The sequence below is a fragment of the Streptosporangium sp. NPDC051023 genome (genome assembly GCF_040689595.1).
In the GTDB taxonomy this organism is placed as follows: Bacteria; Actinomycetota; Actinomycetes; order Streptosporangiales; family Streptosporangiaceae; genus Streptosporangium.
In genome coordinates, this window is sequence record NZ_JBFBCE010000109.1 from 1 (window position 1) to 21,688 (window position 21,688).

At 70.4% G+C, this 21,688-nt stretch carries 12 protein-coding genes, 1 tRNA gene and 1 pseudogene; 11 read left to right on the top strand and 3 right to left on the bottom strand.

The genetic code is table 11. The features are described from left to right. Positions 1-305: 305 nt before the first annotated feature. Positions 306-1,346 (bottom strand): WYL domain-containing protein, encoded by a 1,041-nt coding sequence (locus AB0395_RS42200; protein ID WP_366292047.1) that lies wholly within the window; start codon positions 1,344-1,346, stop codon positions 306-308. Between the two features lie 490 nt (positions 1,347-1,836). On the opposite strand from AB0395_RS42200, the gene AB0395_RS42205 reads away from it, so the two are divergent. Beyond that, positions 1,837-5,076 carry a S8 family serine peptidase gene (locus AB0395_RS42205; RefSeq protein ID WP_366292050.1) on the top strand — a complete coding sequence of 1,080 codons (3,240 nt, stop codon included), beginning with the start codon at positions 1,837-1,839 and terminating at the stop codon, positions 5,074-5,076. A gap of 414 nt (positions 5,077-5,490) precedes the next feature. Continuing rightward, positions 5,491-5,745: pseudogene (locus AB0395_RS42210) on the top strand (IS630 family transposase); the annotation flags it as partial. 750 nt (positions 5,746-6,495) lie between these two features. Here AB0395_RS42210 and AB0395_RS42215 read toward each other — a convergent pair. Continuing rightward, positions 6,496-6,581, bottom strand: a tRNA-Leu gene (locus AB0395_RS42215). Between the two features lie 164 nt (positions 6,582-6,745). Here AB0395_RS42215 and AB0395_RS42220 point away from each other — a divergent pair. From AB0395_RS42220 to AB0395_RS42230, 3 genes are all read left to right on the top strand, one after another. Then, entirely contained in the window at positions 6,746-8,053 is a 1,308-nt protein-coding gene (locus AB0395_RS42220) for a M20/M25/M40 family metallo-hydrolase (RefSeq protein WP_366292053.1), read from the top strand. A gap of 133 nt (positions 8,054-8,186) precedes the next feature. Continuing rightward, positions 8,187-8,918, top strand: coding sequence for a hypothetical protein (locus AB0395_RS42225; RefSeq protein WP_366292095.1), 732 nt, complete (start codon positions 8,187-8,189; stop codon positions 8,916-8,918). A 244-nt stretch (positions 8,919-9,162) separates the two neighbouring features. Further along, the gene (locus AB0395_RS42230; protein WP_366292056.1) at positions 9,163-11,253 is read left to right on the top strand and encodes a chaplin family protein; all 2,091 of its coding nucleotides are present in this window, start codon (positions 9,163-9,165) and stop codon (positions 11,251-11,253) included. Positions 11,254-11,432: 179 nt separating this feature from the next. On the opposite strand, the gene AB0395_RS42235 is transcribed toward AB0395_RS42230, so the two are convergent. Beyond that, on the bottom strand, positions 11,433-11,618 hold the full coding sequence (locus AB0395_RS42235; RefSeq protein WP_366292058.1) for a DUF5703 family protein: 186 nt from the start codon (positions 11,616-11,618) through the stop codon (positions 11,433-11,435). A gap of 156 nt (positions 11,619-11,774) precedes the next feature. Here AB0395_RS42235 and topA point away from each other — a divergent pair, with 156 nt between their 5' ends. The 6 genes from topA to AB0395_RS42265 all read left to right on the top strand — a co-directional run bounded on the left by topA (position 11,775) and on the right by AB0395_RS42265 (position 21,549). After that, positions 11,775-14,426: a type I DNA topoisomerase gene (gene topA, locus AB0395_RS42240; RefSeq protein ID WP_366292061.1), complete on the top strand. Its 2,652-nt coding sequence runs from the start codon at positions 11,775-11,777 to the stop codon at positions 14,424-14,426. A 142-nt stretch (positions 14,427-14,568) separates the two neighbouring features. Beyond that, on the top strand, positions 14,569-16,035 hold the full coding sequence (locus tag AB0395_RS42245) for a metallophosphoesterase (RefSeq protein WP_366292063.1): 1,467 nt from the start codon (positions 14,569-14,571) through the stop codon (positions 16,033-16,035). Positions 16,036-16,179: 144 nt separating this feature from the next. Then, positions 16,180-18,246: a dTMP kinase gene (gene tmk, locus AB0395_RS42250; protein ID WP_366292066.1), complete on the top strand. Its 2,067-nt coding sequence runs from the start codon at positions 16,180-16,182 to the stop codon at positions 18,244-18,246. Positions 18,247-18,267: 21 nt separating this feature from the next. Further along, positions 18,268-19,449, top strand: a complete 1,182-nt coding sequence (locus tag AB0395_RS42255; protein WP_366292069.1) for a DNA polymerase III subunit delta' — start codon at positions 18,268-18,270, stop codon at positions 19,447-19,449. 136 nt (positions 19,450-19,585) lie between these two features. Further along, a complete protein-coding gene (locus tag AB0395_RS42260; protein WP_366292072.1) occupies positions 19,586-20,092 on the top strand; it encodes a SigE family RNA polymerase sigma factor in 507 nt (168 codons plus the stop codon). Further along, positions 20,089-21,549: a hypothetical protein gene (locus AB0395_RS42265; RefSeq protein WP_366292074.1), complete on the top strand. Its 1,461-nt coding sequence runs from the start codon at positions 20,089-20,091 to the stop codon at positions 21,547-21,549. The genes AB0395_RS42260 and AB0395_RS42265 overlap by 4 nt, the downstream gene beginning before the upstream one ends. The last annotated feature ends 139 nt before the right edge of the window (positions 21,550-21,688 follow it).

A 21,688-nucleotide genomic window follows, 5' to 3' on the forward strand; every position in this document is an offset into this window, starting at 1 on the left:
CCCCGGTTTCCCCACCCAGCTGCGGCCGGCCCCCACAATCACTCTCTCGGGCGGGCGCGGGCCGGTGCCCAACTAGTCCCCCCCCCGCGACCGTGTGCACCCCTTATGGGTTCACAACCGCCTTGGCTGACCTTGTGGGACGTCGCTCGTCACGACTTGTCCCAGCGCGTGCAAGATGATGGCGTCTATTCCAGTTGCGGCTGCGCCCCGGTCACGTGTGCGCTAGGAAAGGCCTGCTTCGCTGCCGTCTGGTCTACTCCGTGGCCGTTTTATACCGTCGGCTGGTGGTGGGTGCGCCGGGTCGTTCACTTGCCGTGGTCGGTGCCGCTGTTGGCGGCGCGCGTGGCGCGGTGGGCGAGCTCGGTGAACGCCGCCCGTAGCTCAGGAGGGCCGACCACGTCGAGGTCGGTGTCGAAACGGGCGAGTGCTGCCGCCAGGGCGGGCCAGGACCAGGCGCCGAGCTGCAACCGGCAGCGGTCCTCGCTGAGGGCCGTGACGACGCCGTCATGGGCGAAGGGAAGCACCTGTGCGGCGGGCAGGTACAGGATCACCTCTCCCTGACACGGCCAATGGTCGGCCCCGTCGGAGCCCTTGAGCCTGGCCGCCAGGAACCTCGCGAGGTCGTCGCCGGGGACCGCACGCGGGAGGAACCGGGGACCGTTCGGCACGCGTAGCGTGATCCGGTCAGCCCGGTAGACGCGCCAATCCTCACTGGCCGGTTCCCACGCGATCAGGTACCAGCGTCCCCGGCGTGCCAGCAGATGGTGCGGCTGTGCGTTGCGCGGCGCGGCAGGGTCATCCCGCGCTCCGGCACCGGCATGCCTGGGCGAGGCGTAGTCGAACCGCAGTTCTTCCCGGGCGCCGATGGCAGCGCCGATGGCAGCGCCGATGGCCAGCAGCGCAGCGGCCTCCGCCGGACCGTCCGCGCCCTCGCGGGCCGGGTGGTCGACGACCGTCGGCTCGAAGGCAGCCAGCCGGGCGCGCAGCCTGGTGGGCATGACCTGACAGATCGTGGCGAGGGCTTGGGCGGCGGCCTCTTGAATGCCCGCACCCAGCTGCGAGGCACCACGCAGCGCGATCGCCAACGCGACGGCTTGATCGTCGTCGAACAGCAGCGGCGGCAGGTGCGCCCCGGCCGCGTGCCTGCCGCCCCTGCTGGCCAGCCTCGCTCCGCCCGGCACCGACCCTCGCGGCCTGGCCGCCCGGCTGCTGCCTCCAGGGATGGATGCCGGGTTGCTCGAAGGAGCGGCGGACATCGCGCTGGCCCTGCACGCCGCGGCGAGCCAGGCCGGAAGATCCTCGCCCTGGTGCCGGGCGATGGCGCGGTAGCGCAGGCTGTACCTCACACCGGTAGCAGGCGGGATCGGCCGCGGCAGGGCCGGCGCGGCATGCTTGCGGCGGGGCGAGGACCGCTCCCCCCGACGTCCCCGAGTCCCACCGGGCAAAAAGGGGCTCAGCCCCTCTGAGCGGAAGGAAGCTGGATTTCTCGCGACGCCTGCCGGCACTCCTGATCGCCCCGGCGACGCTCCCGGCCGGCGCCGGCTGGCGTTGCGCGGAGCGGCTGGCGCAAAGCGTGCGCGGCGGCCGGACACACCGGATGCCGCACCTGCACGATCGGCCTGCGCGGCATGAGCACACCCGCCCGTTCCAGACGGCGGTTTCAACGCCTGCCCTGCTGGGACCGCCACGGCCTCAAGCTCTTCGCCCCCTTTGCGGCCCGCACTGCTCCGAGCGCCTAATCCACGGGTTCACGAAGCGGGGAAACCGTGGCTCTGCCTGGCGTACCCGAAGTTCCCCCTCCATCCCGAACACCCAACCAGAGAAGGAGAAAAACCCATGACGAACGCACAACGACCGGCGAAGCGGCGTCAACGCGCCGCGCTCGCCGTACTCGCCGCCCTGGGCGCCTTAGCCGTGCCGGTGGCGCCCTCCGCCGCCGGCACGACCGCGCCGCCGTCCGACCCCGTACGCGGGCAGAACGGTGGCGAGAGCATCACGCTCATCACCGGCGACCGGGTGACCGCGTCCGGCAAGCCGGGTGCCCCCGCCTACCAGGCGACCCCGGGCGCCGGGCGCAAGGTGTCGTTCTTGATCGAGTCGCGGGGAGGGCAGACCTACGTCCTGCCCTCCGACGCGACCCCGTTGATCGACGCGGGCCTGGTCGACGAGCGCCTGTTCAACGTCACCCGGCTGCTGGAATGGGGTTACGGCGACGCCCGCAGTACCCGTATTCCGGTTCTGACGAAGGGGGGCGCTGCCCCGGGGCCCGCCGTCGCCGGGGTCAGCCTGAGGTCGGTTGGGATGAAGGCGGCCGAGGTGCCCAAGGCGCAGGCCTCCACCGTGTGGCAGCGGCTGCGCCCCAAGCCCGGCGCCAAGAGCCTCGCCGCCGGGGTGTCCAAGCTGTGGCTGGACGGCGGCGTCTTCCCTTCCCTGGACAGGAGCGTCGCGCAGATCGGCGCCCCGCAGGCGTGGGCGAAGGGCCTGACCGGTAAGGGCGTCACGGTGGCCGTGCTCGACACCGGCTACGACCCCCACCACCCGGACCTCAAGGGCGTCGTCACCCAGGCCGTCAACTTCACCGACGCGCCCGACACCATGGACACGTTCAACCACGGTACTCATGTGGCCTCGACCGTCGCAGGCTCGGGAGCGGCCTCCGGCGGCAGGTACCGGGGCGCGGCGCCCGACGCGAAGATCGCCGTCGGCAAGGTCCTCAAGGGCCAAGGCAACAACAAGACGTCCGATGTGATCGCCGGTATGGAATGGGCGGCCTTGGAGATCAAGGCTCCCATCGTCAACATGAGCCTCGGCATGCGTGACACACCGGCCATGGACCCGCTTGAGGAGGCGGTCAACACCCTGTCCGAGCAGACGGGAAGCCTGTTCCTGGTCGCCGCCGGCAACGAAGGCAAAAAAGGCGAGGAGACCCTCGACAGCCCGGGCAGCGCCGACGCCGCGCTGACGGTCGGCGCGGTGGACCGCGACGAGAGCCTGGCGGATACCTCCAGCCGCGGGCCCCGCTTCATCGACCGGGCCGTCAAGCCGGACATCACCGCCCCCGGCGTGGGCATCGTCGCGGCCCACAGCCCGTGGAGCGCCGAGTCCCCCTACGAGGCCATGGACGGCACTTCGATGGCGACCCCACACGTCGCCGGCGCCGCGGCGATCCTGCTGCAGCAGCACCCCGGCTGGAACGGCAGACAGCTGAAGGCCGCGCTGATGGCGTCGGCCAGGCCGAACGCCAAGCTGACCTACTACCAGCAGGGCGCCGGCCGCGTCGACGTGGCCAAGGCGGTCGCCCAGGACGTGGTGAGCGACACCGGCAACCTGTGGACGTACCGGTTCTGGCCGCACAACGACGAGCCCCTCACCCGCGACGTCACCTACACCAACGCCTCCGACCGGCCGGTGGAGGTGTCCCTGACCGAGGACGGCCCCTACACGCTGTCGACCGACCGGCTCGCCCTCCCCGCCGGCGGCGACGCCACCGTCCGGTTGACCCTGGACTCCTCGCTGCCGCCGGGCGACTACCCGGGCACGCTCACCGCCACCTCGGGCCAGACCGTCCTGCGCACCCTGGCCGGCGCCTACGTCGAACCCGAGGCGTACAACATCACGGTCACAGCCGTCGGCAGGAACGGCGAACCGGAGGAAAACGTCGTATCGACGCTCTACAACCCCACGACCGGTGAGAGCACACCCCTGAAGTTCATCTTCGGCGTCGCCCACCGGCGCCTGAAGCCCGGCGACTGGATCCTCAGGGCCAGGCTGACGGAGAAGCGGGTGGGGCAGAATCCCAACGACGTGGTGATTGTCAGCGAGACCCTCGTCAACCGCCCGATCCGGGTCGGGCCCGCCGACGTCCGGCTCACGCTCGACGCCCGCCTGGGCAGGCAGATCAAGTTCGCCGTCGACGACCCCGCGGCCAGACCGGGCAGCGACCTTCAGGTCGAGATGAGGAACACGGCGGGCCCGCACTCCTCGACCGATTACCACTTCTTTCCGGCGGAGGTCCCGGTGTTCGTGCTGCCCTCCCGCCAGGAGGGGCTGACCTATCTGGCCTACCAGGTGCTCGTGTCCCCAGGGGCGGCGGCGAGCAGGTACGACCTGATCGACCTGCGCACCGGCGAGATGCCGTTCGAGCCGGCCAAGCGGTTCACCAGAGCCGATCTGACCAAGGTCGCCATGACCTTCCGCGCCCAGGACACCGGCGGCACCGCCCGCTTCAAGCGAAAGTTCGAGCTGCCCGGCGGGTGGTTCCTCCAGAATTATCGCACCCCTGTCACGCTTCCCGGCACCCTCGACAACTACCTCACCCCCATCACGGGGACCCTCTGGTCCGGCGAACTCACCCAGGCCGGTCACACCCTGGCCGACCTCGACATACGAACCCTGCCACCCGGGCAGCACACCGAGACGTGGAACGCGGCGGTCACCGGCCCCGGTACGCTGCGCATCACCCGGGAAGGCGACACTCTCGACTACCTCCCCGACGACCTGTTCAACGACAGCGACCCCGCCCACACCGGCTGGGACGCCGACATCACCGGCACGATGAAACTGCTCAACGGCGACACCGTCCTGCAGGAGACCGACCTGGCCGACTGCGACTTAGTCAGCGACTGCCGGGTGTCCGCGCAGGTCCCGCCCGCTGAAGGCGTCTACACCATCACGGTCTCGGCCCGCCGCGACGCCGCACGCGGCCTGTCGACGGAGGTCGACAGCGCGTGGACGTTCGCCTCGGCGCACGCCGCCGAGAACACGAGGTACGCGGTGCCGTCGATCCGCTATGTCCCGCAGGGCCTGGACGACTCCAACCGCGCCCGTCCCGGCTCGACGACCGAGATCGCGATCACCGCTGACGGCGGCCGCCTGGACACCCTCCGGGTCGAGGCGTCCTTCGACGACGGCGGCACGTGGCAGGACCTGCGCCTCACCCGGACCGGCACCGGCTGGAGCACCTCGGTGACCAACCCCGCCACCCCTGGGTACGTCACCCTGCGCGCCACCGGCTCCGGCCCCGGCTTCCCGAAGGTGAAGCAGACCGTCACCCGGGCCTACGCCGTCCAGAACTGACCCGGACGATCTGACGACCAGCGCGGCGGCGGCCCGGCATCGGCCCGGACCGTCGCCGCTTGTTCGCTTCACCGGGAACAGGCGGGCTCCGCGCCGCCTCACCGCCACCCGAACGCGATCAGTTGACATCCCCGCCGCTCACACGATCTGGACGACGTGCTTTCCGCGGACGCCGCCAGCCTCCAGGGCGCGATGCGCGGCGGCGCTGTTGGCGCGGAACTGAGCCGGCAGACGGCGCTCCGCCTCCATACCGGCGACGGGGCCGCCGTGATGTGCCTACTCGGCCTCGGCCGCCAGCAGCAACGGCTCCACCTGCGCACGGTACGGCTTCAGCACGGTGAGAGCGTCCTGCAGGACGCTGTCGGGCATCGGGTCGTCGATGAGGGTGCTCATGCTGTCCATGGTCGTCCAGCGGCGGGATTGGCCGGCCTGCCCCGTTGCGGACGGCCCCGCACGGGCGGGCCGCGGCTGCTCGCACGGATGGCGGCGTTGCTGGAGCGGGCCGGGCCGTGGACGGTGCCACGGCTGTGGCAGTACCTGGGCCGGCCGAAATTGAGCCTGCGCACCCTGTATCGGCGCCTGCGGGTGGTGGCGGTGTGGCGGCGCTCAAGGCTGGTGGCCCGCGGCGATCCCGCCCGCGCCTGCGTGGTGAGCGAGATCGCGGCCCGGACATTGCCCACCCGCCGATCGTCAGCACTGAGGACTTCACGGCTGTGCAAACGACCCTGGCGGGCCGGGGCGACCGCCACACCGACAAGACCAGGAAGCGGACTCCCAAGCCCTACCAACTCCGAGGGCTGCTGTTCTGTGGGCTGTGCAACCGCCGGATGCAAGGGCAGTGGGTGAACGAGGTACCGTCCTACCGGTGCCGCTTCCCCGAGGAATACGCCCTGGCCAACCACGTCATGCACCCGCGCAACGTGTACTTGCGGGAAGCGGTGATCGTGCCGCGGCTCGATCAATGGTTGGGGCGCCTCTTCGCCCCGGGCAACCTGGAGCGCACGCTACGAACCTTGGCGGGAGCGCGGGACGTCCCGTCGTCTCGCGATCAGGGGGCCGCCTTGACGCGGCAGATAGCCGATTCCGATCGGAAGCTGTCGCTGCATCGGGCCGCCCTGGAGGCCGGAGCGGACCCCACGGTGGTGGCGGGGTGGATCAGGGAGGAACAGGCCCGGAAAGCAGAGGCGGAGAACAAGCTGCGGAGAATGCCGCCGGTTCGGGTCGTTCAGTTCGACCACGAACGCCTGGCGGCCCTGCTGCGGGAGTTGGGGGACGCCGTCCGAGTGCTGAACGAGGCCGATCCCGAGCGGAAGGCCAAGATCTACGCCGGGCTGGGGGTGCGGTTGACTTATCATCCCGGAAAGCGAAAAGTCCTGGTCAGTGCGAGCACTGACCAGGACGACATCGGCCAAGGGTACGTGTCCGAGGGGGGACTTGAACCCCCATGCCCCGCAAAGGGCACTAGCACCTCAAGCTAGCGCGTCTGCCTATTCCGCCACCCGGACTTGGTGCCTGCACGCGGGACCGTCATCCCGCGTCGGCGGACTCAGGTTAGCAAACTCTTGGGCTTGCGTCATATCGGTATCCGAGCCGGTGACCAGGGGATGCCGAGACGGTCCTCCCGACGGCAGGATGGAGGCGCAAGCCATATCAATTCTAAGGAGTTGCCATGACCACGCTCAATGGCGAGGACGAGGTCGCGGGGCTGTGCCGTGATCTGATCCGGATCGACTCGACCAACGCGGGCGACAACACAGGACCCGGGGAGCGGGCGGCGGCGGAGTACGTCGCGGAGAAGCTGGCCGAGGTCGGGCTGGAGCCGCAGATCCTGGAGTCCGACAGCCGCAGGGCGAACGTGGTCGCGCGCATCGCGGGGGAGGACTCCTCCCGTGACGCGCTGCTCCTGCACGGGCATCTCGACGTCGTCCCGTTCGACGCCGCCGACTGGACCCTGCACCCGCTCAGCGGGGAGGTCGCCGACGGGTGCGTCTGGGGGCGCGGCGCCGTCGACATGAAGAACATGGACGCGATGATCCTCGCGGTCGTCAGGCAGCGGCTCAGCGAGGGGCGCAGGCCGCCGCGGGACGTGGTGCTGGCGTTCACCGCCGACGAGGAGGCGGGCGGCACGTACGGCGCGCAGTGGCTGGCCACCGAGCACAAGGATCTCTTCGACGGGTGCACGGAGGCGATCGGGGAGGTCGGGGGGTTCAGCGTCTCCATTGACGAGACACGCAGGCTCTACCTCATCGAGGCGGCGGAGAAGGGCATCGCCTGGATGCGGCTGACCGCGACCGGCAGGGCGGGGCACGGCTCCATGCTCAACAACGAGAACGCCGTCACCGAGCTGGCCGAGGCGATCGGCCGCATCGGGCGTTACGAATGGCCGGTACGGCTGACGCAGACGGTCGGCACCTTCCTCACCGAGACCTCCAGGGCGCTCGGGCTCGAATTCGACCCGAACGACCCCGAGGCGACCGTGGCCAAACTGGGCCCGCTGGCCCGCATGATCGGCGCCACGCTGCGCAACACCGCCAACCCCACCATGCTCGAGGCGGGCTACAAGGCCAACGTGATCCCGCAGACCGCGACCGCGCATGTCGACGGCCGATTCCTGCCCGGCTACGAGGAGGAGTTCTTCCAGACCCTGGACGAGCTGCTCGGGCCCAACGTGACCCGGGAGTTCGTCTACCACGACATCGCTCTGGAGACCGGGTTCGACGGGCCGCTCGTGCGGGCCATGGCCGACGCGCTCGTGGCCGAGGACCCGGGGGCGCTTGCCGTGCCGTACACCCTTTCCGGGGGTACGGACCTGAAGGCGTTCAGCACGCTGGGGGTGCGCGGGTTCGGGTTCGCGCCGCTCAAGCTGCCTGCCGGGTTGGACTTCTCCGGGATGTTCCATGGGGTGGACGAGCGGGTGCCGGTGGATTCGCTCCAGTTCGGGGTGCGGGTGCTTGACCGCTTCCTTGACGGCTGCTGAGGGGTTCTTTCGGAAACCCGCCGGAAACCCCTCGCGCTGACTCCCCGTGCTGCTAGCGTAACTCTCCGTTGAGGGGTTGGGTCATGCCTTGGGGCGGGCCCGGCCGGGAGCTTCGGGAGGTCACGTGGCACGCATGCCATACGGGCAGTGGAGGGCGTTCTCGTCCGCTGCCCGGCGTGCGCCCGTGGCCGTTCCCGCTGACGACGCCGTCCTCATCCGGGCCGATCGGATGGCGCGGTTCGCGGCCGGTGCCCGGCTGATCGTCGGGCGAGCCTTCGCCGCCGGCGGCCTGCTGGCCGCAGGATGGCTGCTCACGGTCGTTTTCGGGCTCCTCGGTGCCGCTCCGGCGGCCGCGGACACCACCGCGGCGACAGGAGCGGCGGGCTTCGGCGTTCCAGGCCCAAGCGGTCCCGGCCCATCCGGTCCTGATCCAGCCGTTTCGGCCCCAGCCGTTTCGGGCCCAGCCGTTCCAGGCTCAACCGTTCCAGGCTCGGCCGTTTCCAACTCAGCAGCTCCTGGCTCAGCCGCTCCCGGACAGGCCGTTCAGGCCGGTGTCTTCCCCACGGGCGGCGGCGGGCTTTCTGCGACGGACAACGCCGAGGCCATGGCGGGGCGAGGTGTCGACGGGCTCACCAGCCAGTCGAAGCCCGGATTCCCGGCACCCGCGACCGCCGACCACAGCTCCGGCGCGAATGGTTTCGTGCCCCAGAGCAGTGGTGGATCCGGTCCCTCGGGGCCGGGTGTGGGGGATGTCACGCGGTTCGTCTACGACCCGCGGCTGGCGGCGCGGCGCGTTCCGCCGGAGTGCTCGCTTCCCCCTGTCGTCCGCACAGCGGCGGACGACCCCTCTTTCTCTCCTGACTGATCCCGTCTCACCGGCCGGTGCGCGCTCCTGACGTCGAGGCGTCGAGGTGTTGAGCCCACCGGTTATGGAGCGTGCCTGATCCCCTCTCGGGGAGGTCGCTCTGTCAACGGCGATGAGTAGTTCCCAGTTCCTCGTGACGGCCGTCGAGGCTTCCGCTGTGCGGGCTCTCGGCTGATTCCGCATGGCTTCGCGCCGGTCGCGAGATGTCAGGTATCCCCCTAAAGAACCGCTAGGAGCATAAATCATGCGTACGTGGGTTAAGGGCACCGCTCCCGCAGCACTGCTCGCGCTGGGCGTCATGTCGCTGGGCGGCGGTACGGCCTTCGCCGACACCGTCGGCGACCACTCGGTCGGCGGCGGCAACCAGATCGACGCCCCGATCGCCCTGCCGATCGACATCAGCGGGAACGCCGTCGCCGTCGCGGGGAAGGCGACCGGGTCCTCCCAGGGAGGCGCCTCCGTCGACGACTCCACCGACGGTTCCGGTTCCGGCATTCCCGGCAAGACGTCGGGCAAGTGGTCCGTGCTCGGCGGCAACCAGGTCAAGGCGCCGATCAACGCTCCCGTCAACGCCTGCGGTAACGCGGTTTCGCTCTTCGGCGGTTCCGAGGCGAGCTGCAGGGGTGGCTCCTCCGTCAAGAAGTCGGGTCGCGGCGGTGGCGGGGCCGGGGGCAACCGCACCAGCGGTGACCACAGCGTCCTGGGCGGTAACCAGGTCGTCGCGCCGATCACCGCGCCGATCAACGCCTGCGGCAACGCGGTTGCGATCTTCGGCGACGCCGTCGCGGGCTGCAGGGGTGGCTCCTCCGTCACGAGGTCCGGCGGCGGCGGCCGTGGGGCCGGGGGCAACACCACCTCGGGCAGGGCGTCCGTGGTCGGTGGCAACCAGGTCGTCGCGCCGATCACCGCGCCGGCGAACGTCTGCGGCAACGCGGTCGCCGTCCTGGGCCACGCGTTCGCCGGGTGCAAGGGCGGCGTCGAGGTTCCCGGCGGAGAGGGGCCGGGGCGTCCGGGCAGGCCCGGCTGGCCGGGCAAGCCCGGTTACCCGGGCGGCCACCCGGGTGGGCACCCGGGCTGGCAGGGGCCACGTCCCGGTTCGCACCAGGGAGCGGGGGGCAACGACACCGACGGCCGCTTCGCCGTGGGCAGCGGCAACCAGGTCGTCGCGCCGATCACCGCGCCGATCAACGCCTGCGGCAACGCGGTCGGCAACGCCGAGGCGAGCTGCGTGGGCGGCTCCGGGATCCAGGGCTCCGGGATCCAGGGCTCCGGGCAGGGACGCGGCGTCGGCGGCAACACCACCTCGGGCAGGGGGTCGGTGCTCGGTGGCAACCAGGTCGTCGCGCCGATCACCGCGCCGGCGAACGTCTGCGGCAACGCGGTCGCCGTCCTGGGCCACGCGTTCGCCGGGTGCAGGGGCGGTGCTTCGATCAAGAGCGGCAGTGGCGCCGGTGCCGGTGCCGGCGGCAACCGCACGAACGGCCACCACAGCGTCCTGGGCGGTAACCAGGTCGTCGCGCCGATCACCGCGCCGATCAACGCCTGCGGCAACGCGGTCGCCGCCTTGGGCGACGCCGCCGCGGGCTGCCTCGGCGGCTCCCACGTGGGCGCGTCGGGGGACAGGCTCAGCGGCCAGGCGCACGCCGGTAACGGCCGGTGGAACGTCCCCGGCAAGCACAGGACCAGCGGCCTCATGTCCGTCCTCCCCGCGGCCCCGGGTCTGAACTCGGCGAAGGGCACGGGTGACCTGGTCCGGCAGGCCAGCGGTTCCGGCGCCTCCTCCCTGCCCGCGGTCGACGGGGTGCGCGACATGGCGGGCCTGCCCCAGCTTCCCCAGGTGCCCGGCGACGTGACCGGTGCCACCGGCCGAGCCGGAGTCCCGGACGTGACCGGCGTCACGAAGCAGGCCGGGGTTCCGGACGTGACCGATGTCGCCGACTCCGCCGGGGTCCCGGATGTGACCGGCGTGACCGACGCGGCTGGAGTTTCGGACGTGTCGGGGGTTTCGGGCCGGTCCGGTGCGAGCCGCGGCGCCCAGTCCTCGCCGCGGAAGGGCGACTCCCCGCTGGCCGTCGCGAACGGCCTGGTCCCCTCGGCCCCGATCGGCAAGTCTCTGCCCGTTGGCGGTGCCCTGCCCGTCGGCAAGTCCCTGCCGGTCGGCGGCGACCTGCCCGTCAGCGGTGCCCTGCCCGTCGGCCTGATGAGCGCCGCTCAGCCGGTCGGCGTGACCGGGATGAACGCCGGTTCGCTGCTCGCCCTGGTGCTCGGCGCCATGGCCGCCGCCTCCGCCACGCTTTTCGTGACCGCGCGCCGTATCCGGTTCGCCAAGAGGTAAGGCCTCGGTAACCCTGCGGCCATGTCTCCTCCGATCTTCTGAGGGAGACGCATAGGCGCTTCGCGGGCGGCGGACGAAGATCGTGACTCCAGTTTACGATCTTCGTTCGCCCCGGCGGGGCAGAGAAGCTTTGCCCGTTCCGGGGGCGCGGCCCGGGACGGGCAAAGCCATGTTCGGGGTCACATCGTCCTGGTCACACGTATGATCTTCCGACGCAGTCGGATGTCACGGCGGCCGTCGGGATACAGTCGCAGACGGTCGAGTTCCCAGTCGCCGTATTCTGCATGTTCGGTCAGTATCCGCCGGGCTGCGTCCCGGGAGGTGCCACGTGGAAGATGGAGAACCAAGTAGGAGTAGTCGAGCACAGCGATTAGTCTCCGAGGGTGGGCAGGGGACGTCGGCTCCCATAGGGCTTTATTGTGCGTCCTTGCGGCTTTACTTGGGAGTGTGCCCGATCCAGATCGGGTAACCCGAGTGGAAGTGAACGGGGAACGAATGCGAACAGCGAGGTAGGAAGCAGCGTGCCAGCCAAGAACGGCAACGCCGGCGGAACCCGCCTGGTGATCGTCGAGTCGCCTTCCAAGGCGAAGACCATCGCTGGGTACCTCGGCCGCGGCTACGTCGTGGAGTCCAGCATCGGACACATTCGCGACCTCCCCGAGAAGGCCGATGACATCCCCGAGCAGTACAAGGGGAAGTCGTGGGCCCGCCTGGGCGTCAATGTGGACCATGAGTTCGAGCCGCTCTATGTCGTCAACCACGACAAGAAAGCACAGGTGAGCAAGCTCAAGCAGCTGCTCAAGGATGCCGACGAGCTCTATCTCGCCACCGACGAGGACCGGGAGGGCGAGGCGATCGCCTGGCACCTGCGCGAGGTGCTCAACCCCAAGGTGCCGGTCCACCGCATGGTCTTCCATGAGATCACCCCGAGGGCGATCCAGGAGGCGGTCGCCAATCCGCGTGCCCTGAACCTGCGCCTGGTCGACGCCCAGGAGACCCGGCGCATCCTTGACCGCCTCTACGGCTACGAGGTCAGCCCCGTCCTGTGGAAGAAGGTCAAGCCCCGCCTGTCCGCGGGACGCGTGCAGTCCGTGGCGACCAGGCTGGTCGTCGAGCGGGAGCGCGAGCGCCTGGCGTTCACCAGCGCGAGCTACTGGGACCTGCAGGCGCTGTTCGACACCGGCCGCGACGAGTCCCCGCGCGATTTCACCGCCGCGCTGACCGGCGTCGACGGCAAGCGCGTCGCCCAGGGTCGTGACTTCGCGAGCAACGGCACGCTCAAGAGCGCGAGCGTGCTCCATCTGGACGAGCAGGCCGCGCGGGCGCTGGCGGGCAGGCTGGCCGGCACGGCCTACAAGGTCGCCTCGGTCGAGCGCAAGCCGTACACCCGCAAGCCGTACGCGCCGTTCAGGACGACCACTCTGCAGCAGGAGGCCAGCAGGAAGCTGGGCTTCTCGGCGAAGTCCACCATGCAGGTCGCCCAGCGCCTGTACGAGAACGGCTACATCACCTACATGCGAACCGACAGCATCACGCTGTCGGAGACCGCGATCGCCGCCGCCCGCAGCCAGGCCATCAAGCTGTACGGCGCGGCCTACGTGCCTGACAAGCCGAGGGTGTACGCCAGCAAGGTGAAGAACGCCCAGGAGGCGCACGAGGCGATCCGCCCCTCGGGTGAGGAGTTCCGCACACCGGGCGAGACCGGGCTGAGCGGCGACATGTTCCGGCTGTACGAGCTCATCTGGCAGCGGACCGTCTCCTCCCAGATGAAGGACGCGGTCGGCGAGTCGGTCAGTGTCAAGGTGACGGGCGCATCCAGCTCCGGCGAGCAGGTCGAGTTCTCCGCCACCGGCCGGACGATCACCTTCCACGGCTTCCTGAAGGCCTACGTCGAGGGCGCCGACGACCCGTCGACCGACCGCGACGACTCGGAGAAGCGCCTGCCCAACCTGACCGAGGGCGACCGTCTTACCGCGGCCGAGCTCAACGTGCTGGCGCATGCGACCAAGCCGCCCGCGCGATACACCGAGGCCTCGCTCATCAAGGAGCTTGAGGACCGGGAGATCGGCCGTCCCTCGACGTACGCGTCGATCATCGGAACGATCCTGGACCGCGGTTACGTGTTCAAGAAGGGCACGGCCCTGGTGCCGTCCTTCCTGGCGTTCGCGGTGGTCAACCTGCTGGAGCAGCACTTCGGGCACCTCGTCGACTACGACTTCACCGCCGACATGGAGAAGGTCCTCGACGACATCGCCAACGACCGGGCGGAGCGGGTGCCGGAGCTGCGGCGCTTCTACTACGGCGAGGAGGGTGACGAGGGCCTGAAGGTGCTGGTCACCGAGCTCGGCGAGATCGACGCCAAGGAGATCAGCTCCTTCCCGATCCGGGGCACCGACATCATGATCCGGGTCGGCCGCTACGGCCCCTACCTGGACCGCGACGGCGCCAGGGTGAACGTTCCCGAGGACCTGGCCCCCGACGAGCTCACCGCCCAGATGGCCGAGGAGTTGTTCTCCCGCCCGACGGGCGGCCGGGAGCTGGGCAGGGACCCGGTCACCGGCAACATGATCGTGGCCAAGGACGGCCGCTACGGCCCCTACGTGACCGAGATCCTCCCCGAGGAACCGCCCACGGAGGGGAAGAAGCGGACAAAGAAGGCCGACGCGCCCAAGCCGCGCACGGAGTCGCTGCTGAAGTCGATGTCCCTGGACACCGTGACCCTGGACGACGCCCTGCGCCTGCTCTCGCTTCCCAGGAACCTGGGAGAGCTGGAGGGGCAGGAGGTCATGGTGCAGAACGGCAAGTTCGGGCCCTACCTGAAGAAGGGCACCGACTCCCGTTCGCTGGCGTCGGAGGACGAGCTGTTCACGGTCACCCTGGAGCAGGCCAAGGAGCTGTTCGCCCAGCCGAAAACCCGCGGCAGGGGCCGTGCCGCCGCCGCGCCGCCGCTGCGCGAGCTCGGCGAGGATCCCGTCTCCAAGAAGCCGATCGTGGTCAAGGAAGGGCGTTTCGGTCCGTACGTAACCGACGGCGAGACGAACGCCTCGCTGCGCAAGGGTGACGAGGTCGAACAGATCACCACCGAGCGTGCCGCCGAGCTCCTCGCGGACCGTCGTGCTCGCGGTCCGGCGCCGAAGAAGCGCGCCGCGCCCAGGGCGAAGGCCAAGGCCTGACCCCTTCCCGCCGTCGGGGCCCGGGATCCGTCCAGGGCCCCGGAACTCCCGGGTTCTCCGAGGGCTTCCGAGCCCTGGAAACCCAGGGGTTCCGGACGCGCCCACCGCTTTTGCAGATCTTGTAGTTTCGCGGAAGGCGACCGTGCCCGCGGTTGTTCTTCTGAGCGAGCCGGATACGGCGAGCGGACGCAAGAGAAAGCGAGTCGTGGCGGCGATGGGCTTCGTGGTGCCGTCCTTCCTGGCGGTCGTCCTGGTCCACTACTACCTGTGGCGCCGCCTCGTCCGGGCGACCACGGTCCCCGGCCGGACCCGCAAGGTGCTCACCTGGGTCGTGGTGGCGCTGGGGGCGCTCGTCCCGGTGACGCTCGTCGGCTCCCGCGGCGGATGGGGCCACTTCCTGGCCTGGCCGGGGTTCCTCTGGATCGCGGTGATGTTCTACCTGCTCGTGTTCGTGGTGGTCCTGGAGATCCCGCGAGCCCTGGCCCTGGTCGCCCTGCGCCGCTCGGAACGCGCGGGCGCCCCCTCTCTGGCCCGCACCCTCTCTCCGCTCCGGGTCTCCTCCCCGGCCCGTGAGCCCTCCCCGGTGCGTGAGCCCGCCTCCGGTGTGAGGGGGCCCGCTCCCGCCGACTCCTCCCCGGCTCCCGCCGCCGATTCGCTCCCCGAGGGAGCCGGCCCGCTCTCCCAGGGAAACGACCCGCTCCCCGAGGAAACCGGGGCAGGCGGATCAGGCCTCTCTGCGGAGGGAGAGGGCGGGCGGAGCGTCATGGGCCGCAGGCTCTTCGTCGCCCGTACCGCGGCTGCCGTCGCCGGGGCGGGCGCGCTCGTCACGGTCGGGACCGGCATCAGGACCGCCCTCGGCGACCCGGTGATCGAGCGGGTGAGCGTGGCGTTGCCCAGGCTGGACCCGCGTCTCAGCGGCCTGAGGTTCGCCGTGGTCAGTGACATCCACCTCGGCCCGCTCACCGGTGTCGGGCACGCGGAGCGCATCGTCCGCATGGTGAACTCGCTCCAGGCCGACGTGGTCGCCGTCGTGGGTGACCTGGTCGACGGCACGGTGGCCGAGCTCGGCCCGCTCGCCAGGCCGCTCAAGAACCTGGAGTCGCGTTACGGCGCCTACTTCGTCACCGGCAACCACGAGTACTACACCGTGAACGGTCCCGGCGAGTGGATCGAGGAGCTTCGCGACCTCGGGGTTCGCCCCCTGAGGAACGAACGCGTGGAGATCGCACACCAGGGAGCCACGCTCGACCTGGCGGGGGTCGACGACGTCGTGGGCGCCGCGGCGGGCGAAGGTCCCGACTTCGAGCGGACGCTGGGCGGGCGCGACCAGACCCGCTCGACCGTCCTGCTCGCTCATCAGCCGGTGCAGGCCGTCCAGGCGGCGAGGTACGGTGTCGACCTCCAGCTGTCCGGCCACACCCACGGCGGCCAGATGGTTCCCTTCAACATGATCATCCCGTTGCAGCAGCCGGTCGTCTCCGGCCTCGGCGAGGTCGACGGCACCCAGGTCTACGTCACCCGGGGCGCGGGTTTCTGGGGACCGCCGGTCAGGGTCGGTGCTCCGCCGGAGATCACCCTTCTCGAGCTTCGCGGCGGGAAACCTCGCTGACACCGATGCCGACGGCCGGTTTTCCACCGGTGTCCGCTGCGCGGGACAGGCCGTACGTATTACCCTCATGCGACGAGCGGCCGGGCCGATCAGCCTGACCACGCGTCCTCCCCCGCCCGGCGAGCACCTGGATACGCTGACATCATGACCATCCCTGGCCGGAACAGCACGCGTCGCAAGCCTCCCCACGTGCTGGCCAACGCGCCGTTCCGCAGGCTGTGGACGGCCATGTCGGTGTGCAGCCTCGGAGACTGGCTGAACATCATCGCGTTGACCGCCCTGGCGGGAAACCTCACCGCGGAGGCGGACTACCGGACCCAAAGCCTCGCCATCGGCGGCGTCTTCGTCGCGAAGATGCTCCCGGCCATTCTGCTGGGCCCGCTCGCTGGGGCGTTCGCCGACCGGTTCGACCGCAGGCTGACGATGTTCTTCGCCGACCTGTTGCGGTTCGCGCTGGTCCTGTCGATCCCGTTGATCGGCAACTACCAGTGGGTGGTCGTCGCCACGCTTCTGGTCGAGTGCGTCAACCTGTTCTGGGTGCCGGCCAAGGACGCCACCGTGCCGAACCTGGTGCCCAAGGAGCGTCTCGAGGAGGCCAACCAGCTCAACCTCCTCGTCACGTACGGCACCGCCCCGGTCGCCGCGCTGCTGTTCGCGTTGCTTTCGGTCGCGAACGACTTCCTGGGCAACTTCGTGCCCTACCTCGCCACCCGGGACACCTACCTGGCGCTGTTCGTCAACTCCCTCGCCTACCTGGTCTCCGCCGTCATCATCTTCATGCTCAGGGACATCCCGAAGACCAACGCGAAGACCGCCGCGGTCTCCACGCCGTCGGTGCTGCGGCAGATCGTCGACGGCTGGCGGTTCGTCGGCGCCAACAAGCTGATCCGAGGCCTGATCATCGGCATGCTCGGCGCGTTCGCGGCCGGCGGCGCGGTGGTCGGTGTGGCCAGGCTCTACGTGCAGGCACTCGGCGGCGGCGACCCGGCCTACGGCGTCGTGTTCGGAGCGGTCTTCCTCGGCATGGCGTCCGGCATGTTCTTCGGGCCCAGACTGCTGCGGGAGCTGTCCCGGCGCAGGCTGTTCGGGCTGTCGATCATCACGGCCGGGGTGGTGCTCGCGGCGATCGCGCTCGTCCACAACCTGGTGATCGTCGTCATGCTGACCGTGCTTCTCGGCGCGTGCGCGGGAACCGCCTGGATCATCGGCTACACCATGATCGGCCTGGAGGTCGAGGACGGTCTGCGTGGCCGTACGTTCTCCTTCCTGCAGTCCCTGGCCAGGGTCACCCTGCTGCTGGTCGTCGCGGTCGCGCCGACGCTGGCGGGCCTGTTCGGCAGCCACGAGCTCATCTTCCGCGGGAGCCCGGTCTACGTGTTCGACGGCTCCAACCTGGTGCTGCTGATCGGCGCGCTGCTCGCGGTCGCCGTCGGGTTCCTCGCGCTACGGCAGATGGACGACCGCAGGGGCCTGTCGATCGTCGCCGACCTGGTCGCCGCGGTGCGGGGCCAGAGCGTCGTGCCGGAGAGCGCGGAGCAGCCGAGGGGGATGTTCATCGCGTTCGAGGGGGGCGAGGGGTCCGGCAAGACCACCCAGTCCAGGCTGCTGGCGATCTGGCTCAGAGACCAGGGCTTCGACGTCGTGCAGACCAGGGAGCCCGGTTCGACCAAGGTGGGGATGCGGTTGCGCGCGATCCTGCTCGACGCCGTGCACCAGGGGCTCTCGGCCAGGTCGGAGGCACTGCTGTACGCCGCGGACCGGGCCGAGCACGTGGAGAAGGTCATCCGCCCCGCCCTCAACCGGGGCTCCCTGGTGATCTCCGACCGCTACGTCGACTCCTCGCTGGCCTACCAGGGCGCGGGGCGGGCGCTCGACCCCGCAGACGTCGCGAAGATCAATAATTGGGCGACGGGCGGGCTCGTCCCCGACCTGACCGTGCTCATCGACACCCCGCCGTCGATCGGGCTGACCCGGCTCGGCGGCGCCGCCGACCGGATCGAGTCGGAACCGCTTGAGTTCCACGAGCGGGTGCGCCGTGAGTTCCGCTCGCTGGCCGCCGCCGCCCCCGACCGCTACCTGGTGGTCGACGGGACCCTCGCCCAGGAGCAGATCTCGCTGCTCATCCACGACCGGATGCGCGAGATCCTGCCCGACCCGGTGCCGGAGGAGTCTGAGGACGCCACCGGGACCATCCCCGTCATCCGCGACTGATCCCGGCGGTAGGTTGATGGCGTGGGAGTCTTCGATGACCTTGTGGGGCAGGAGCAGGCGGCCCTGACGCTCCGCCGGGCCGCGGCGGCGGGAGCCGAGCTCCTGTCCGGCGGGCGCGGAGCGGGGATGACCCACGCCTGGCTGTTCACCGGCCCACCGGGGTCCGGCAGGGAGGAGACGGCGCGGGCGTTCGCCGCCGCGCTGTTCTGCCCCGACCAGGGGTGCGGCCACTGTGACATGTGCCACCAGGTGGCCATCGGCTCCCACCCCGACCTGGAGATCGTCCGCCCGCAGGGGCTCTCCTACGGGATCAAGGACACCCGCCAGCTCATCCTCCGTGCGGCCGGTGCCCCGACCCTGGGGCGCTGGCGCGTCGTGCTGTTCGAGGACGCCGACCGCGCCACGGAGGGGGCGTCGAACGCACTGCTCAAGGCGATCGAGGAGCCGCCGCCGAAGACCGTCTGGCTGCTCTGCGCGCCCGCTCCGGACGACATGATGATCACCATCAGATCCCGCTGCCGCCTGGTCACGCTTGTCACGCCTCCCACGGCCGCGGTCGCCCACGTGCTGGCCACCCGCGAGAACGTGCCGCCCGCGATGGCGGAGTTCGCCGCCAGGGCCGCCCAGGGGCACATCGAGCGGGCCCGCAGGCTCGCGCTGGACGAGGATGCGCGCAAGCGCCGCGACGCCGTTTTGTCCATCCCCAGGTCGCTCACCGGCATCGGGGAGTGCGTCACGGCCGCGGAGCGGCTGGTGAAGACCGCCGAGGAGGAGGCCGCCGCGGTCACCTCGGTGCTGAACGAGTCCGAGATCACCGAGCTCCGGAAGATCTACGGTGAGGGGTCCTCGGGCAAGGGGCTCAACAAGGGGCTCATCCGGGGCGGGGCCGGGGCGCTGAAAGACCTGGAGGACCGGCAGAAGTCCCGGGCGACCAGGACCAAACGCGACGTCATCGACGCGGCGCTGCTCGACCTGGTGGCGTTCTACCGCGACGTGCTGGCCGTGCAGTTCGGCGCGCACGTCGAGCTGGCCAACGAGGACCGCAGGGCGGAGCTCGACGGCCTGGCCGCATCCTCAACCCCCGAGGACACCCTGCGCAGGATCGACGCGATCATGCGCTGCCGGGAGAGGCTGGCCGCCAACGTCAACCCGCAGATGGCCGTCGAGGCGATGACCATCTCACTGCGGCAGCCGAGGCTCTGACCCTTCGGGAAGACGGCGTCCTGAGGGATCCGGGAAGCGCTTAGGAAGGACGTCGGAAAGCGGCGTTAGGAAAATCGTCCTGTCCGGAGCAACCCGGGGATGGTTTCCGCGTCTCTTGGTCATGCAGGCCGAAACGTTGAATCTGGGAAGGCCCGGACAGGCTGAGACGGTCAGCGGGCTCTACGCCGAACACGCGCTCGGGTTGACCAGGCTGGCCCTGGTCATCCTCGGGGACCGCGAGTCCGCCGAGGACGTGGTCCAGGAGGCCTTCCTCGGCCTCCACCGCCGGTTCGGCGGGCTGCGGGATCCCGCGAAGGCGCTCGTCTATCTGCGTAGCGCCGTGCTGAACAACGCGCGCAGTGTGCTGCGGCGCAGGCGGCTGCCTTCCTGGTTCGCCGGGACCTACGAGCCGCCCGTCTGGTCCGCCGAGTCCGTGGCGATGCTCGGCGACGAGCGCAGGGCCGTCCTGGAGGCCCTGCGGCGGTTGCCGGTCCGGCAGCGCGAGGTGCTGTTGCTGCGCTTCTACGCCGACCTGTCCGAGGAGGAGACCGCGCAGGCCATGAGGATCAGCCGCGGGACGGTCAAGTCAACCACTCACCGTGCGCTGAACGCGCTCGGCCGTCTGCTTGGGGAGAACCGGTGAACGAGATCGTCGACAGGCTGCGGGACGCGGCCAGGGCCGTGGGGGAGACCGTCGACGACGTCCCCGCGTTCCTGCCGAACGCGGGCCGTACGGGCAGGGGCGGGGTGCGGGAGGGGGCCCGCCGTACGAGGAGGGTGTGGGTCGTGCCGCTGGTGGCGGCGGCGACGGTGGCCGGTGTGATCGCGGGAGCGGTGGTCATCGCCCAGGGAGGGCGGGGTGACGACGTCGCCGGACCGGCCACGGGGGCCGCTCCGGAGTACTTCGCCACGAGCGGCGGCGGCGGCGAGGTCGTCTTTCACCGTTCGGACACGGGCGAGGAGACCGGCAGGTTCTCCGTACCGGTCGCGGGAGGGAGGCTCGGCCTGGTGGACGCCACGAAGGAGGTGTTCTACGTCGCGATGGCCACCCCCGCCTGCGAGACCCGGTTCTTCCGGGTGAGGCTCGGCGGGACGGGTGCGGTGGCGCGGGCGGACAGGCTTCCCGTCACGCTGCCCAGGGGAACCACGCCCACCTCGCTCGGGGTCAGCGCGGACGGCGCGAAGCTGGTCTACGGCCTGGCGTCGTGCGCGATCGAAGGCCCCATGAAGGGGCGGCTCGGGATGACCGATCTGGCGACCGGCGTGAGCCGTGAGTTCGTCTCCTCCCACGATGGGGTGGTCCTGAACGTCTCGATCACCGCCGACGGCCGTTCGGTGGCCTTCCAGCACCCGGCGACGCAGGCCGACGTGGCGCGGACCCCGTCTCCCCGGATCGTCCGGGTGACGCCGACGGCAAGCCCGCCGCCGGGGCCGAAGGACGGGAAGGACGCGAAGGACGGGCCGGGGCAGGGCAAGGTGGTGGTCGTCGATCCGCGTGACGGGACGGTGTCGGCCGTCGAGTCGGGGCCGACGGCGCCGGTCCGGCCCGGTGTCCGGTCATCCGCCACCGGGAAGCCGTCCGCCACCGGGAAGCCATCCGCCACGGGGAAGGGGGATGAGGGGACGTCCGCCGGGGACACGTGGGTGCTACGGCGATCCACGGCGGTCTTCGAGATGGGGCCTGACGCCCCCGAGGTGTGGGTGTTCGACACCGAGGCGGGAGGAACCGATCTCGACACGGCCAGGAAGGTACGGCTCAGGCCTTTGCCGGGCGCGCCGGAAGGGGTGAACGGAGTCCGGATCAGCGCCGACGGCCGACGGTTCACGGTGGCGCTGGGCAGGAACATCATGCACACCGAGGAGGGCAGGACGGAGGTCGTGCCCGGCGCCACCGAGATCGCGACGTTCGACGCGGGGAACGGCGGGCAGGTCGGCGTGCTCTACCGGGACGGGCTCGGCGGTCTCCGGCTGCACGACGGGGACGGGTCGGGCGGACACCTGCTCGTCCAGCGAGGACGGGAGGTCGGCGTGGTCGGCTCGGGCCGCTACCGCAGGCTGCTGAACCTCCAAGAGCTGTCTATGACGTATATCAGCTGGTGAAGGGCACGGACCAGCGCAGCCATATGGTTCCCACCCACGGATTGTAGATCGATTGGAACCATTCCTGGCTAATTCCCCTCAAAGGTTGGGTGTGCATCGTTAGAATTCACAGCGAATTTCGATGCATTCGTTACAAATC